The sequence below is a fragment of the Prevotella sp. SGI.167 genome (assembly GCF_050313615.1).
In the GTDB taxonomy this organism is placed as follows: domain Bacteria; phylum Bacteroidota; class Bacteroidia; order Bacteroidales; family Bacteroidaceae; genus Prevotella.
In genome coordinates this window covers 1-15,771 of the sequence record NZ_JBNPLT010000015.1, presented here as the reverse complement: position 1 = coordinate 15,771, position 15,771 = coordinate 1, and the positions used below count along the sequence as shown (strand labels likewise).

The window sequence follows — 15,771 nt, the reverse complement described above, 5'->3', positions numbered from 1 at the left end:
CTGGTTGCAAAAATAGTAAGAAAAAATAAGAATCGGACAGCTTTTACTAGACTTCTTTTTTTAGCAATTTAGGATAAATATGAGCTTTAAAAGTGCGCTTAGAATAAAAACAGCCTATTATTATTACAAGGTAAGACTATTTAGGATAACTTAGCTATTATTTTATCCCAATTAGGATAAAAATTATCAGTTATAAGGATAAAAAAAAGGATTGCCGGCAATAGACAATCCTAAATACTAGTATGCGAATATACAAAAAATCCTATGAATCGAGAATTTCTTTCACTTTTTTATCAAAGGCTTTTTTCTTATTATCATGATCAGACATATTGTTCTTTGCATAGTTAAAAGCCTTATATATTTTATCTACATCTTTCTCTTGATTGCGCAGTTTACAAAAATATTCCCTCATCAGTTTTTTCATTGGACAGGTAAGTCTGACAGAAAGATCCATATCTTCAACTATGAATGCCAGAACCTCGCCATCAGTAAGAGTTTTCATCTGATGATTGCATCCCTCATATTTTGTATTTTGCAGTTTAGCAAAATTATAAATGAGTTTTCGTGTATTTAAAGCAGCTTTCTCACGCAGCATAGGATCTTTGATTCCTTTGAAAATATCATGCTCTATCTCCGTTAATTTGCCATAATGATTTTCCTTATCTTTAAGAAGTATAGAAAACCAATGGAATTGTCCTGTTGTAATATAATGATAATAAAAAGGAGCAAGATCCATAATAGTCTTGTTATAGATACTATTAAGCATTCGTGCATCTATTTTTCTCTTCGCCAAGTCAATCATATCTTTATCAATATTATTCGCATCCTGAATTTTCAAATCAAAAAATGCTTGCTCGATATTTCTATTTAGAATGATACGTGCCTGGATAGGATTTGAATGCAGGCTTTGAGCATAAAGATCAATACCCTGCGCATATCTGTAGGTGCTAAGGAAACAAGAAATAATTCTCTTATAAAGACCAAAAATCTGCATCGCGTCTTTACCGGCACATTGCTTTAAAGTATAAAGCGATATTGAATAGTTATCGCTGCATACAGATGAAGACTTATGAAGGTCATGGCGAATAGGTGCTCCTGCAGAATTCCACATTTTTCGACCATGCTTTCTTGTATTGCAAAATTGTCTAAAGAAAGATTCCTCAATTTTAGCGAATTTCTCTGCTTGTTCAAGATAAGCAGCATAATCCCTAAAACAAGTTGGAGTATCACAAGCATACATCTGAACCCATTCGGCACCTGCCTTTTTAATATCGCATTCATGCCCTTCTGCTTCAACAAGGATTTCAGAAAGATACTTTTTAAAAGCATCGCAATCATTAGTTATAGAAGCATTTACTAGGGCATCGACAAATCTATCTTCTACTTTCTTAGAATCAACAAGGGAAGAAGTGTAAAATTCTTCATCAAAAGGAGAGATATTGCCAAAAAAGTCGGCCACGAAAGAGTTCTTTTTGGTACATAAGCATTGCTCAAGGCATTTACCTATTATTTCAACTGATTTTGCTGTTAAAGCATTGTAATTCATATTTTTACTTATTTTTACCTCTGCCAGCCTTTAGCAAAGTTGTTAATAAATTCCTCCTTTCCAGGCAAAGCCAAGAAAGTTGGTGGCGATAGTTTCGCAAGCTGTTATCCTGTGTTGGCTTACCACCCACCATTCGCCTACAAAATTAACAAAAATATTTCAAAAATAAGACAAACTTACTTATTTTTTTTTTCAATTTCTGTATATTTTATGCTACATATAAATAAAATGCACCTAAAACCCATATTTAAGTGTATTTAATTTACTATAAACAACTTAGCGATTTTTTTATCATCCATTTCACTATGGATTTCAGATAAGAAAATAAAGGGTTGCAATCCATCTTTTCAAAGATTACAACCCTTTATAGAAGACCTTTTGATGAAAGTACCGGAAAGCAACTTTACCTACACCTGTTATTTCTAATGAAGCAGGGATATTTAAAGTTTCTCCCTTTTATACTATAGTAATCTTCGTATCATCCCATACCAAACTGCGCTGAAAGTCTGGCAACCGGGCTTTACACAAAGGACATCAAACTTTTTATCATGTGATTCTACAGCCATTGTTTCAAATCATTTATATTATCAAACATTATTGCATCGCACTTACATTACTTTCTATAAAATCAATCTCATCTTGCGTGAGATTATACTTTTGGTATAAAGCAGCATCAAGTTCGGGGATAGACAAATCCCAATTTATGCCTGATTGTTGCGTAAAGTTCTGAAGAGGAACCTTTAACCAAACACTTTTTGGGTTATCTTGTGTCACCTTCAGGATACCAAGCATGCAACGTACAAACTTAGTCTTTATATACTTAAGACACGCTTCAGCTTCAAATATAGAATCGAATTTACCTATACTCAAGAAAGTCGTATTTTGAGCATGAAATGGAGCCGCAACAAATGGAGAAGACAAAGATTCTCCAAAATGTCCTGATCCGTTTGATTTTGGTACAACGACCTTATAGCTTTCAAAGTTATCTGGCAACTTTAAATACTCTTTCTTTATCCACTTTGCAATTCTCGTATCATTCTCTCTGCCTACAACCAGAGCATAGCCGTCACCAGCAGGCTTCTCATCCGAGAAAACCTCTGGGAAAAGCGAGAACGCAGTAGTACCTAAATCAAAACGATGCCCTTTACTTTGTCTTCCTTCCAGTTCAGGGTTTTCTTTATAGAACAACTCGGTTAACTGGTACAAATCACGTGAATATACTAATTTTGAGAAAGACTCTTCACCTAGTGATTCTACCTTTTCTTGTATTGTACGTAATTCATCATGAAGAACAAATGTACCAATTGGTCCTATAACGTTTTGTTTATCCCACATAGTTACAGCAACTCCGCCTTTGATGTCCACAGCATCAAACACCTCATCGCTCTTCTTCCAATATTTTACAACTTTAAAATGCTCATCATTAAGCATCTTTTGATTCCATGCTTTTGGAGTTTTACCTGCATTAAACAGGAATCGTCCAGGGTGTATCAATGTACCCAAGTCACCAATCTCCATACCTATACTAATGAAATGATGGTATAGAGGTTCCTTGTTTACTCCTACCTGGTAAGGAGGATTGCTCACGACTGCATTAAACTTCATATTTCTATTATTATTTGCTTTCCAAAATTCTTTACCATTTTTCACATCTTCCACAAAATGCTGTGGATTGTTCTTTAGAGTCTCTATGATGTCTGCATTATTATTACGTACGTCTGTATAACACTTTGCATTGACTTTAATATTAGAGAAACCGACAAGTGTTCGATTGGTAATTCTTTCAGCCATCTTGGTTTTACAAACCACAAAGATGTTCTTCTCTATCACTTTTTTCCATACGTCAGCCTTTTCTTCATTAGTCAACTCGGGACCAAAACCTTGTTGGTTTTTACATTGAAGACGATACAACGTATAAGCCATATATAATGGATATAGACCGGTCTTTGAATTGAGTTCTAGAATATTCGGCGCTGGCGTAAAGAACACACGCTTTGTTACTTCTCTGTCTTCACCCACAAACCGAGGCTCAGACAAGAGATCTTCATCTCTATGTTTCTCTCAAAAGAAATCATAACCACCCACAGTATCACTCAGGTGCATATTGACTACTCGCCAAGGAGTAAGAACAGTTTCCTTATCGGGATAGCGGAATTCTGAGATAATATCAGCAATTCCATTTACACGTTCATCAACAGGCTTGCCTTCTAAAGCATTGACCTTTTCATAGATAGATTCTGCCCATGCCATGAAGCGTTCGTTCTTTATTATATGTGCAACTTTAATGAAGTCTGCTTTGGTTAATCCTTTAGGCATAAACTCCTCCCAGGATTTTTCGTCGATATCCTTGACAAATTTATCTATGGTAAAAGAATCACTCAGTTTATCCATAGCTCCATAAATGAGCATAGGAAAACGAATGATAATTTTTTCGAGTATCTCATATGCCTGATCGCCCTTGGTCTTATTCTTCTTGCCAATTTTAGGTTCTTTAGGTTCCTTAACTGTCCCCGAAGATGAAGAGCTTGTTGTGGCACCTTCGCCAGTAACTCCTTCGCTGCTAACCTTTATCTTCCCTCTGTTTTTTTTGCCAGATGAAGACACAGACATTTTAGCATCTATATTTTTCAACAACTCGAATACATCATTACTAATATTATCTAAATTCTCAAATAGTTTACGAGTACGTCCTCTCATAATCTCTTCAGAGTAGGCACGATTAACCTGCTTCATAAAGCTACGAGTATCAAAATTGACTGTCTTGCTTCCATCAATACTAATGACAGAACAAAATCTCAGAAAGCGTTCAGTCTCTTGAGCTTTCTTCTGACCAAAATTCTTGCTGCCACTACCACGACTTATTTCTGTCAGATAATTATCAATAACCGTCAATGTACGATCAGGAGCAAAATCGAAAGCATAGCATTCACGCTTTGTCTTTCCCTTGAATGGGGTCTGACAACGGAAGATGGTCTGAAGATAACGAGCAGCCTTCGTCTCATATGAACCTGACAGCATCAAGACGGCCGTCCATTCTGGTACACTGACACCAGTCGTACATCTGCCACAAGTCAGAGTAATTGTTTTCTCATGAGTTCTGATGGCATTTTGCACTTTAGCCAAAGCTTCAGTTTCCTTCTTAACACGTGTAGCGTTATCTTCGTTTTCACGCTCAATATCACTATCACCCTTGCCAGCAATGTTTACTATTTCATAGTCACGGAAGTAGTTATCCTCCTTATCTTCACGCAATATAGCGCTCAGACAACGAGCCGCATCTACACCAGGAATAGACCACAGTGTATGTTGAAAATAATCACGATACTCGCTTGTTGCAAAAGGATAATTGAGTTCTTTATTCTCACCATCCTTAGTCATCAGTTTGAGAAAAGCACGTACATCATCTTCATGCACGAATTTATCCGTATCAGCGTCAACACGGAAAAACTCTGTAAAGTTGAAATAGTCATTTTCGTCATGACTATAATTAGTCATCACTTCACCAAGATTGTAAGTACATATATTCAAGCGAGCCAATCCCTCGTAAGGATTCTTCTCGTCAGGATGCTCCTTGGTCCAACGTTCCTTGGCATCCTGCTCCATATTGTAATCCCATCGGTAGATTTCCTTCTCTTTGAAAAGTTTTAGAATATTATATGGTGTACCTGAGAGATACAGGCTCTTCATCTGTTTGTTCTTTTGGAACTCTGCAACTACAGCCTTTCCTTGTTCTGTACGAATACCCTCATGAGCCTCATCGATGATAAGCAAATCCCATTTCTCCTTGAAAAGTTCGTTGTTCTTGTCAAACTTACTTTTCTTGTTTACAGTCTTTGAGCCACGGATATCCTGAATAGATGCAAAATAAATATATTTATAGTCTGGATCATGCTCGGTATATTGTTTCAGCACCTCCAAACCACCTGCAATCTTTTGTCCATCCACAAGAAGTTTATTCTTTACACGAGTTACATAGTGGAATCCTGGCAACTGCAACAAATTGAAGTCTTTGAACCAACCATCACGAACCGCCGGACGATGGGTAAGTATCAATACACGATTAAAAGGCTTACGCTTGACAACTTCCAAGGCACACAGTGTCTTACCAAAACGCATTTTGGCATCCCACAGCATTTTGGAACCATGCAGAAATTGAGTAAGAGTTTTTGTAACAGCCAACTCCTGTTCTTCTCTCAGTACAATCTCTGTCTTTTTCTCTCTTGCAGATGCAGTTTTCCAATCCTTTCTCTCAAGAAGTGACTGATTATGCTTAACTGCATTAATAGCTTTTATTACCAATTCTACCGTTACAGGATACCATTCCTTTGGATTGTATTCCAAATTAGCAAATTCAACAGCATGATAACCACTGTTTTCCAAAACATCATGTACATCATGATCATCAAAGCCAAATTCCTCACCATCAGCTTCATAGATAGCAAGTTCGGTATATTCCAGTTTATACTCAATAGCTGCGGTACCTGTTTCTTGAGTGATTCTTGCTTTTGCAGCCTTTATCAACAGTTCGCAATCAGGGGTAAGGTCTTGCCACTTTTTAAAATAGTTGATAGTAGCCTTACCCACTTTGAGCATATTGTCATGCCTGCCATCATCTATACTGAACGCATAGATGAGTGTATAGTCGTATGTAGGTTTATGCTTTGCCATATTACTTATTATTGATGAGATCAACAAATCTTATATTTTCACCAGCAGGAGGCTCCTGCTTATGCCATTCCTTTATCAGGCAAAGAGTCTCGTCTTCAAATAGTTCTTGGTTATTTGACATTCTTTGCAGGATAGGAATACCCTTTACTCCAGGCAATGTTCCTTGAAGTCCATCCATTTGCCAAATGTTCCATGAAATGACTTCAACAGGCTTTTCCAGAGCTTCCTTTAAAGGAAATTTTCCCCACTTATCAACATAGAAATCTATATAAGTCAACAATAAAGCCTCACGAGCAAGAAGTACATTATCCCCTTGCCAATCAAATCCATAAACAGATTGCAGGGCTCTGAGAGCCCACCTTCGCCACTCACGTTTATTTAACTTTGTTGGTTCGCTCTTGGTAAATTGATTTATCAACTTGAATTTGCGGTCTAGCAAACCAATTCTGTCTTGAACAGGAATGATTTCACCTGTTGTGACATCATATCTGCTTGCCAGATATGGAGCCTCTCCACATGCCATTTCCAGTCTCTGGAGTTTTACATACTGCTTCCAATTACAATTATCAGGTATATGTATCTGACCTTTTGGAACAGAAGTCCAAGTCTTATCAGCATTTTCTGTATTGAATATCCCTTCTGTCCCGAACCAAGCATCATCAAGCAAATTGTTCTGAGAGTTGCATATCCAGGCTGGTGTAAATACTTCCGCTTTATCCTCGGTTCTTGATTTGCGAAGTTCTTCATTCTTCAAAATACGAGGTTTGATGATGCCGTTGTTTTCACCAGTAACGAGGTTTGGTGTAATTGGTTTATCCTTAGCATATGATTCACCCATATAGGAGTAGTCATCTGTACCCCAGACAAGATATGAAGTAGAACCAGAATAATGAGTTCGGGTTCTATCTACCAACAACGAGTCAAGCAAACCTGAGTAAAGCTTACTTATCTCATCCTCCGATATATCGATTCTGTTTATATCTATTGAAATTGACTTAGTCATATCTATTCCGTTTATCTTCTTATCTATAGCGAATCGCTTTATAGAATGAGTGCAAAAATACAAATAAATATTGAGAACACAACGAAAAAAATAAAAAACATAAAGTATCATCATAAAAAATATTTTTCCGCTTATTTAGTTGCAATATTTTGCAAAAAAATGATTCTGCCAATGAGACCAACAAAATAAAGGTTATTACCAACGAAAAAACTAAGGAACCATCAGATACGATAGAGTTATTGAACTCTTATATATAAAAAGGTATAAAGGATTGCAATCCATCTTTCCGATGATTACAACCCTTTATCTTTTATCCATATCTAATGACTATTATCTATAGTCAATATCATAACGTACCATTAATAGAGAAAGGAAACAAGAAATAGATTCCTAATCTCTCAAGCACCCTATCGGCACAACATATACACCGTCCTGCGGACGCTGGTAGGCATATTTACCGACACCAGTCAGCACCATTTTGAAAGATGGGGACTTCATCTTATCGGTATCGATTTTACTTTCCAATGTCACCAGGTTTCTTGCGCCCTCCTCTATGAGCTTGTCGCCACCCAGCTTCACCTCTATCAACCCATACTTACCATTACGAAGATGAACCACAGCATCACACTCCAGACCATTTCTATCACGAAAATGATAAACGGAGCCGCCTAATGCATCGGCATAAACTCTCAAATCACGCACACACAAGGTTTCAAAAAATAAGCCAAACGTACTCAAATCATTGATCAAGTCATCCGGTCCCATTCCCAATGCAGCCGTTGCTATCGAAGGGTCGGTAAAATATCTGGTATCAGAAGTACGTATCGCCGACTTGCTTCTCATATTCGGGTTCCAGGCTGTAGAATCCTCTATCACAAATATCTTCTTCAAAGCCTTGATGTAGGAATAGATGGTATTCTCGCTAACCTCAGTACTCTCATTGTTGGCAATATCTGCCAAAATGGTACCTGCCGTAGCCTGACTTCCTTGATTTCTCGCATACGAACGCATAATCCTCCGTGCCAATTCACTATCACGGTTGACTCCATCTACACGGGATACATCGAATCTGGTTACTGCCTCAAAATACTCAATGGCCTGCTGTAAAGCAGCCTGCTTGCTTTTCTTATCCAAAGCTTTCGGCCAGCCACCCCGACAAGTCAAATACGCCAGATGCTCCAAGTCGATTGGGTTGATTCCTTCTACGAAGTAATCCGTCCTGTCAGTTGCGAACAATTTGGCTAGGCTCACCTCTCCGGTAGAATCTCCTGATTCCCACAAACTCATCGTTCGGAGTTTGAGCCAGGCAAAACGCCCCGTTCCCGTATGAAAGATTTCGTCATAACGAGGTGGTACAGCAGACCCGGTCAGTATGAACTGCCCATCATCATCACGCTTATCCACTTCATTTCTCACGGCATCCCAGAACTTTGGTGCTATTTGCCATTCATCTATCAAACGTGGCGTTTCACCCCGAAGCAACAGTTTGATATTGGTATTGGCCATGGCTATGTTCTGTTCCATGGTATCTGGATCAGACATAGACAGGATACTTTTAGCCTGTTGGCTGGCTAGAGTAGTCTTACCGCAATACCTAGGACCTTCTATCAAAACAGCTCCCATCGCATCCAGTTTTTCTGCCAATATTTTATCTGCAATTCTTGCTTTATATTCTTTCATAAAATCTCATTTTTAATTTCTGATGCAAAAATAATATATTTTATTGAATATCAAGCACATAAAACAGTTAAACCTTGTTATTTTTCTATTCTATTGTGGCAGTTGACCCAATTTCGTTGTGGCAGTTGGCGCTTTTTCTTTGTGGCAGTTGGCGCATTTTTGTTGTGGCAGTTGGCGAGATTGTCAGTTTTACTTATAATTACAGAATCAAATATGACTATGATCATAAAAAGATGATGCAAAATTATAAAAAAACGACGAGAACGAAGGGGATTTTTCGAGAAATCAGGAGTATTTTTCGAGAAATCAAAAGTTATATTCTACATTCCAATATATTACAAACCCGTTACATTCTCATCTTTCACGTTAAATACAATTAAGTTTTGCACCGGAACCTTCGCTATTCCAGATATTTTTCCTAATTTTGCGTCCACGTTTCTAACGGATGAAATGAATATGAAGATTCAACTATAAAATTAGGTATTATATAAAATAGACAAGGAAAAAAGAAAAATGGAACATGTTTTTACTGAATCGATGTTTTTGGTGGGCTTCGTGATATTCATCGCCGCCATCCTCGTATTAGACATGCTGGTCATCGACCGAAAGGCGCATGTGGTTTCCATCAAGGAAGCCGGCTCCTGGACGGCTGTATGGATTATTCTCGCTCTCGCCTTCGCCGTGTTCATCTACTTTCATGGCGATATGGTGCACGGCATAGAGAACTTCGACGACCTGAAGCTGATAGCCTCGCGCTATGCTTCTCATCTCAAACTGGATCCGAACGATTATGAAGGGAGTCTGCAGCAATATCGCCACTACATGACCATCTCTTACATCTCGGGTTATCTGATAGAGAAGACGCTCTCGGTGGATAATCTCTTCGTGATGATGATGATCTTCACGTCGTTCGGAGTGGACAAGAAAGATTACCAGCACGTATTGAACTGGGGTATTCTGGGAGCCATCGTGCTTCGCTTCGTCTTCATCTTTGCGGGTGCTGCCCTCATCAGCCGATTCGCCTGGATATTGCTCATATTCGGAGGATTCCTGGTTTACAGCGGCGCCAAGATGTTCCTCAACAGGAACAAGAAGGAAGAGATCAACGCCCTCGACCATCCGGTGGTGAAGTTCATGCAGCGACGCCTGCATCTGGGCCCGCTGGTAATGACGGTGGTGTTCATCGAGTTCTGCGATCTGATTTTCGCCTTCGACAGTATCCCTGCCGTGTTCTCGGTTTCGCTCGACCCGTTCGTGGTGTTCTTCTCCAACATCTTCGCCATCCTGGGCTTGCGTGCCCTCTTCTTCCTGCTGGCAGCGATAGCCGATAAGTTCCGTTACTTGAAGGTGGGCGTGAGCGTGCTGCTGGTGTTCATCGGTGTGAAGATGCTCATCCACGATTTCTTCGAGATTGATGCAGTAAGTTCGCTGGTATTCATCATCCTCGTCTTGCTCGTCAGCATCGGAGCTTCGGTGGTGATTCCACAGAAAAAGGAAGCTTTGGAAAATGCGAAATAAGACTCAGAAACATAAAGTTATCTTTTAGAAAATAAAAAAGTTCTGTCTGCAAATACAATGATGCAAACAGAACTTTTTGTTTATTAAATTAATCTTCCTAATACCTCCTCAACGGTCTATACTTTATGGTATAAATATGGTTGAAATAATCCTTCCATTCATTCGGCTCCTTGTCATCATCCCGAACTATCCGGATGCCATAAAACCTGGTGCCCGTTTCCTTATACTCCTTGAACCTCGCCAACATCTGCTGTGGCGGATTCGGAATCAGGAAATCCGTAATCCAAAGCACATCGGCATTCACATAATGCAGACCATCGTTATCCAGCAAATCAAACATCTGGTTCATCATCTTCTTAGCCGAAGTTCCTCCACCAATAAAAGGCAGATGGGTTGTTGTAGGCTGGCGCCTGATACCACGCCCCGTATGAGCCTGACCATCAGAAGACAAACCAGCAGAATTTTCGGGAGATTCTGAAGTTCCGGGAATTCCGGAAGATTCATGAACTTCCATAACCGTGATTCCTATTCTCTTCAACCGCTCCGCCTTCCGCTTCGCCATCAGATCGATGGCACGGGTGCTCACGGAGAAATCTATCAGAAAGCAATCCCGCTCCAAATCCTCTGCCGTTTCTTCCAACAGGGATATCAGCGTAGAAGAAATCCTTTCAGGCGTTCCATACATACTCGCCGAAGTATCCAGACAGACTATCATCGGACCCTTTCGGGAAGCATGGGTAAAGCCAAGTTTGCGGGAAGGCTTCGACATTTCGCTCTTGTAACGGAAAGTCTGAAGCCTGCGGGTTCGATACTTATAGATAAAAAGCCCCTCCATATCCTCATCGCTGTATTGCGCCAACTCCAGCGGAAGAAGCGAATTGAGATCATCGCCCACGGTAATGCCCTCGATGTCACTTCCTGCGGAATGCTCCATCTTCATCTCTACCCCCGAAGCGATGGTGAGCCTATCTTTGCCGTTGGCATCTGCCACACGACCCATCTTCGCCACAATCTCCCTGATTTCCGGATATTTATCCTGAATCTTCACCTGGTTCAGGCGGCGTTCAAACTCCGTTTCCGTCCAGCCGTTCGTCATCAGTTCCCAGGCCTGTACGGCTCGCTGCTCCGAAACGCCCTTCGTCTTCATATTGCGGGTTATCTGGTCCATCATGCGAACCAATCCCGTTTCGAAGTTATTCTGACGGAGAGAAATAAAATCCTTCAGTTTGTTCAATACCTGATGGTCGATGCACACCTTCCAGTCTCTAACCAGTCGCTCCCAGTTTTCGGGTTTCGAAGCTCCATCGCCAGCCATCAGTTTCAGGAAGAAAGACTTATCGAATCCATCCTCCTGGTGTTCCTGCTCCAACTGGTCGATGAGCGGAAGCCACACCTGCTCATCCATTCTCTTAAAGGGAGTCCAGTCGAGCACATCATCAGCCCGATGACTTTCGGTCCAGGCACGCTGGCGCTGGAATCGCATGTGATGAACGCATTCCACGATAAACTTTCCCACGCAATCATAGAACACCTTGCTCTTGATCTTGCTGTTCACCACCTGACGCATGAATTTCTGCACCTCTTCACCAGTTTCCGGAATCGTCACTTTCAGGGTAAAGAGATGAATGAGATAATCCTTCAGCGGGTCTTCCTTCAAATTCCAAGGCATGGCGGTGCCTGTCGGATCAGGAATCTTCACCTGCCCCGACTTGCAGAAGTCGTCCAGCATCTTCAAGTAATACTGCGCTTCCGCCAAGTCCTTGTTATTCTGGAATTTCATCTTATTCAATATTTTTCACCAAATCGGTAAAAAGCTTCTTATATATTATAGGAAGACTAAGCCTTCTCTTTCTCCATCAGATATTCTGCGAAGATTCTTGCAGCACTCTCCACTTTGGCAGCGCAAGGGCGAGACTTGTAGTATTCTGCCGTTCTTGCCGAAGCCACATAGCAGGATTGCGCCTTCTCATGGCCCTTCAAGCCCAGAATCTCGGCACAGATGATGCTGCCGTTCTGCTCCTTCGATTTGGCTAGCAAATCCTGCACCACCTTATAGCAAGCCGATTTACCCTCGCGGTCATCCCCCTCGGTCTGTCCACAATCCAAGCCAACGAGCACCACGATGCCCGAAACGGCTCCGCACATCATTCTCATTCTGCCTACTCCACCACCGAAGCCGGCACCAATGCGCTTCGCCATCTCATCATCAAGACCATATAAATCAGCAAAAGCAGCCACCACCGACTGGCAACAGCCATAGCCCTGCATAAAGTTCTCCACCGCCTGGTGAACACGCACCTCCAATTCTGGAGTCAATATTTTCTGTTCGTTCATAATGTTTTGAATCTTCTGTATATAATTAATGTATAAGTAATAGAAGGCGAATAAAACTCATAGAGTTTCATCGTATTATACCTCATAGAACTTCATCATATTATGCCTCGTAAAGTTTCATCGTATCCTGTCTGGTAAACGCCAACTCCTTATAGAAATCACGAAGATAGACCGAAATTTCTGTCTTATCATCCGAAGACACGAAGAGATTCTCGCCCAACTGCCTTTCCAGCGAAGTCAAGCCATCCGAAAGGGTTTCGATTTCCCCCTCGTAATCTCTGCCATCACCAGGATTTCTGCGAACACGATGATACTTAATATCTTCGGCAAGCGCATTCTTCATCTCCACGAGTTTTTCTGCGAAAGGAGAAAAGAGTGCACGAATCACGATGCATCTGATAGCATCCCGCTCTTCCGGTTCCTGCCACAGACAATGGTAGATAGGAAGCAGGTCGCAGATATCCACCTCTTCCCTATCCTGCATGAAGGCAGAAGTGCGAAGCAGACGGACGATATTCTTCCATCGGCGGTCGCTCACATAGATATTTCGGCGTTCGGCAGCCTCATCCACATTCACGGCTCTCAGAGATTTACGGATGGCGGAAATTGCATCAAGCACCACCTCCTTTACGCCAATCTTACAGATTTTCACCGCCCATTCAGCATACTCCTCAGGGGATATTCTTATATCGCACACGGATTTCACAGATCTCACAGATTTTTTCTTTGTATTCTCAGAAATAAACAAATCTCTTTCTGATGTTTCTACTCCCATTGGCGTTTGCTTTACAGAAGACTTCTTGTACATAACATTAGCCTCATCCGTGGAATCAGTGAGATCCGTGTGAGACTCATTAGAATCCAGCAGCATCGCCCGGAAATTCTTCTCCAGCTTAATCGGTCTACTCTCTATTCTGATGACGAATCGGTCCCAAAGCGCCTCCAGTCCTTCTCCCTTAGCCGGCAGCTCATTACTAGCCGCCACGAGAAGTTTCAGAGGGAGATGCATTTCCCGATTGCCGTTTCTGAAGATTTTCTCATTAATCACCGTGAGGAGCGTGTTCTGGATAGCAGGTCCCGCCTTCCAAATTTCATCCAGGAAAACCACATCTGCAGTAGGCAGATATCCCTCCACCGCACGCTCGTAAGTATCCGATGTCTTCAGTTTCTGAATACTCACCGGACCGAAGATTTCATCGGGCGTAGAGAATCGAGACATCAGATACTCCAAGCTCTGAGCATCCCTGAACGCCGTCTTCAACTGTCTGGCCACCATACTCTTCGCCACACCCGGAGGTCCCAGCAGGATGATACTCTCACCTGCCAGAGCGGCAAGAAGCGAGAGCGATATCTCCGTCTCCTTCTCATAAATGCCCCGGTTCATCTCACCGAGTAATTGTTTGAATCTTTCAAGCATATTCTTACTTTTCTATTCAGAATCGTATAAAGACGAAAAGAAGTTAAGAGATAAAATTCATTATCCCTTAACTTCCTCATATTCTTTTATATAAATAAGGTATGGCTTACTTTACGTTGCCCACCTTAATCAAATACTCAGCAATCTGAACTGCGTTCAGGGCAGCACCCTTACGAATCTGGTCGCCAGTCAACCACAATGTGTTACCATTGTCATCAGCCAAATCCTTGCGGATACGACCTACATATACATCGTCCTTACCGGCACTCTCCAATGGCATTGGATAAACATAGTTCTGGGCATCATCTTTTACAGTTACACCAGGAGCAGCCTCCAAAGCCTTGCGGATGTCCTCTACAGCCAATGGCTTCTCAGTCTCGAACCAAACACTCTCTGAGTGTGAACGAAGTGAAGAAACGCGAACGCAGGTAGCACTGGTGCGAACATCAGAGTGCATAATCTTGCGGGTCTCGTTAAACATCTTCATCTCCTCCTTGGTGTAATCGTTAGGAGTCATCTTGTCAATCTGTGGGATGACATTATATGCCAACTGATGAGGGAACTTATTGATATGCTCAGTCTTACCAGTCTCGATGATATCCTTATACTGCTGCTCAAGTTCAGCCATGGCAGCAGCACCAGCACCCGAAGCACTCTGATAAGAAGAGATATGGATCTTCTTGATATGGCTTAAGTCATCGATAGGCTTCAACACTACTACCATCATGATGGTGGTACAGTTAGGGTTGGCGATGATGTTGCGAGGGCGGTTCAAGGCATCCTCAGCATTTACCTCAGGCACAACCAGAGGCACGTCGTCGCACATACGGAATGCGCTAGAATTATCAATCATCACGGCACCATACTTGGTGATAGTCTCGGCAAACTCCTCAGAAGTGCCGCCACCAGCAGATGTGAAAGCAATATCGACATCTTTAAAGTCATCGTTATGCTGCAAAAGTTTGACCTCATAGTCCTTTCCCTTGAAGTTGTATTTTCGTCCGGCAGAACGCTCAGAACCAAACAACACCAAATCATCCATAGGGAAATTTCTCTCGGCAAGGATACGCAAAAATTCCTGTCCTACTGCGCCACTTGCACCAACAATTGCTACTTTCATAATCGAATCTTTTAATTTATAAAGTTGTTATAAGTGAATCTATATATGAGAAAGATGCTCCTTTCCAGCCGGATGTTTCTCCATCTTTAATTGCCAAAACAGCTTATCTTCTCAAATCCGCTGCAAAGTTAAGACTTTTTTTACAATAACAAGCATAAATTCCTAAAAATTATTGCTATTTGATGCATTTTTATCATTTTTGCTTACTTTTCTGCATAAAGCTACCCTAAAACTGAAATTAGATAGCAACAGTTGTCATTCAGCAATGAACTGTAAGTAAAAGGGTAAAAGAGTAAAAAGGTAAAAGAGTAAAAGGGTAAAAGAGTAAAAAGGTAAAAGAGTAAAAAGGTAAAAGAATAAAAAGGTAAAAGAATAAAAAGGTAAAAGGAAAAACAGCTAAAAGAATCTGCGTCATCTGCGAATTGAAAATCGGCGGCCGAAGGGAAAGCCAAATCTGCGTGATAAAAAAACAATCAGCATAAAAA

The 15,771-nt window shown here is 41.1% G+C and carries 10 protein-coding genes; 1 reads left to right on the top strand and 9 read right to left on the bottom strand.

Annotated features, from left to right (window positions below; translation table 11 throughout):
• Positions 1 to 262 precede the first annotated feature (262 nt).
• The 5 genes from ACQRBJ_RS09205 to ACQRBJ_RS09185 all read right to left on the bottom strand — a co-directional run bounded on the left by ACQRBJ_RS09205 (position 263) and on the right by ACQRBJ_RS09185 (position 8,897).
• Positions 263 to 1,546 (bottom strand): hypothetical protein, encoded by a 1,284-nt coding sequence (locus ACQRBJ_RS09205; RefSeq protein WP_445303428.1) that lies wholly within the window; start codon positions 1,544 to 1,546, stop codon positions 263 to 265.
• Positions 1,547 to 2,140: 594 nt separating this feature from the next.
• Complete coding sequence (locus tag ACQRBJ_RS09200; protein ID WP_445303427.1) at positions 2,141 to 3,565, bottom strand: Eco57I restriction-modification methylase domain-containing protein; 1,425 nt, start codon at positions 3,563 to 3,565, stop codon at positions 2,141 to 2,143.
• Positions 3,566 to 3,607: 42 nt separating this feature from the next.
• On the bottom strand, positions 3,608 to 6,214 hold the full coding sequence (locus ACQRBJ_RS09195; protein WP_445303426.1) for a DEAD/DEAH box helicase: 2,607 nt from the start codon (positions 6,212 to 6,214) through the stop codon (positions 3,608 to 3,610).
• Between the two features lies 1 nt (position 6,215).
• Positions 6,216 to 7,217, bottom strand: coding sequence for a restriction endonuclease subunit M (locus ACQRBJ_RS09190; RefSeq protein WP_441199861.1), 1,002 nt, complete (start codon positions 7,215 to 7,217; stop codon positions 6,216 to 6,218).
• A gap of 390 nt (positions 7,218 to 7,607) precedes the next feature.
• Entirely contained in the window at positions 7,608 to 8,897 is a 1,290-nt protein-coding gene (locus ACQRBJ_RS09185; RefSeq protein ID WP_445303425.1) for an ATP-binding protein, read from the bottom strand.
• Between the two features lie 513 nt (positions 8,898 to 9,410).
• On the opposite strand from ACQRBJ_RS09185, the gene ACQRBJ_RS09180 reads away from it, so the two are divergent.
• On the top strand, positions 9,411 to 10,415 hold the full coding sequence (locus ACQRBJ_RS09180; RefSeq protein ID WP_217762218.1) for a TerC family protein: 1,005 nt from the start codon (positions 9,411 to 9,413) through the stop codon (positions 10,413 to 10,415).
• A gap of 97 nt (positions 10,416 to 10,512) precedes the next feature.
• Here the strand turns inward: ACQRBJ_RS09180 and ACQRBJ_RS09175 are convergent, their stop codons facing one another.
• From ACQRBJ_RS09175 to ACQRBJ_RS09160, 4 genes are all read right to left on the bottom strand, one after another.
• Positions 10,513 to 12,195: a kinase gene (locus ACQRBJ_RS09175; protein WP_445303472.1), complete on the bottom strand. Its 1,683-nt coding sequence runs from the start codon at positions 12,193 to 12,195 to the stop codon at positions 10,513 to 10,515.
• 56 nt (positions 12,196 to 12,251) lie between these two features.
• A complete protein-coding gene (locus ACQRBJ_RS09170) occupies positions 12,252 to 12,749 on the bottom strand; it encodes a C-GCAxxG-C-C family protein (RefSeq protein ID WP_445303424.1) in 498 nt (165 codons plus the stop codon).
• 100 nt (positions 12,750 to 12,849) lie between these two features.
• Positions 12,850 to 14,166, bottom strand: a complete 1,317-nt coding sequence (locus ACQRBJ_RS09165; protein ID WP_445303423.1) for an AAA family ATPase — start codon at positions 14,164 to 14,166, stop codon at positions 12,850 to 12,852.
• Positions 14,167 to 14,272: 106 nt separating this feature from the next.
• A complete protein-coding gene (locus ACQRBJ_RS09160) occupies positions 14,273 to 15,286 on the bottom strand; it encodes an aspartate-semialdehyde dehydrogenase (protein WP_089544301.1) in 1,014 nt (337 codons plus the stop codon).
• Between the last annotated feature and the right edge of the window lie 485 nt (positions 15,287 to 15,771).

Excerpts from the sequence above, each read along its gene's own strand:
- ACQRBJ_RS09205 (WP_445303428.1), bottom strand. The coding sequence starts at position 1,546 with ATGAATTACAATGCTTTAACAGCAAAATCAGTTGAAATAATAGGTAAA.
- ACQRBJ_RS09195 (WP_445303426.1), bottom strand. The coding sequence starts at position 6,214 with ATGGCAAAGCATAAACCTACATACGACTATACACTCATCTATGCGTTC.
- ACQRBJ_RS09190 (WP_441199861.1), bottom strand. The coding sequence starts at position 7,217 with ATGACTAAGTCAATTTCAATAGATATAAACAGAATCGATATATCGGAG.
- ACQRBJ_RS09185 (WP_445303425.1), bottom strand. The coding sequence starts at position 8,897 with ATGAAAGAATATAAAGCAAGAATTGCAGATAAAATATTGGCAGAAAAA.
- ACQRBJ_RS09180 (WP_217762218.1), top strand. The coding sequence starts at position 9,411 with ATGGAACATGTTTTTACTGAATCGATGTTTTTGGTGGGCTTCGTGATA.
- ACQRBJ_RS09175 (WP_445303472.1), bottom strand. The coding sequence starts at position 12,195 with ATGAAATTCCAGAATAACAAGGACTTGGCGGAAGCGCAGTATTACTTG.
- ACQRBJ_RS09170 (WP_445303424.1), bottom strand. The coding sequence starts at position 12,749 with ATGAACGAACAGAAAATATTGACTCCAGAATTGGAGGTGCGTGTTCAC.
- ACQRBJ_RS09165 (WP_445303423.1), bottom strand. The coding sequence starts at position 14,166 with ATGCTTGAAAGATTCAAACAATTACTCGGTGAGATGAACCGGGGCATT.
- ACQRBJ_RS09160 (WP_089544301.1), bottom strand. The coding sequence starts at position 15,286 with ATGAAAGTAGCAATTGTTGGTGCAAGTGGCGCAGTAGGACAGGAATTT.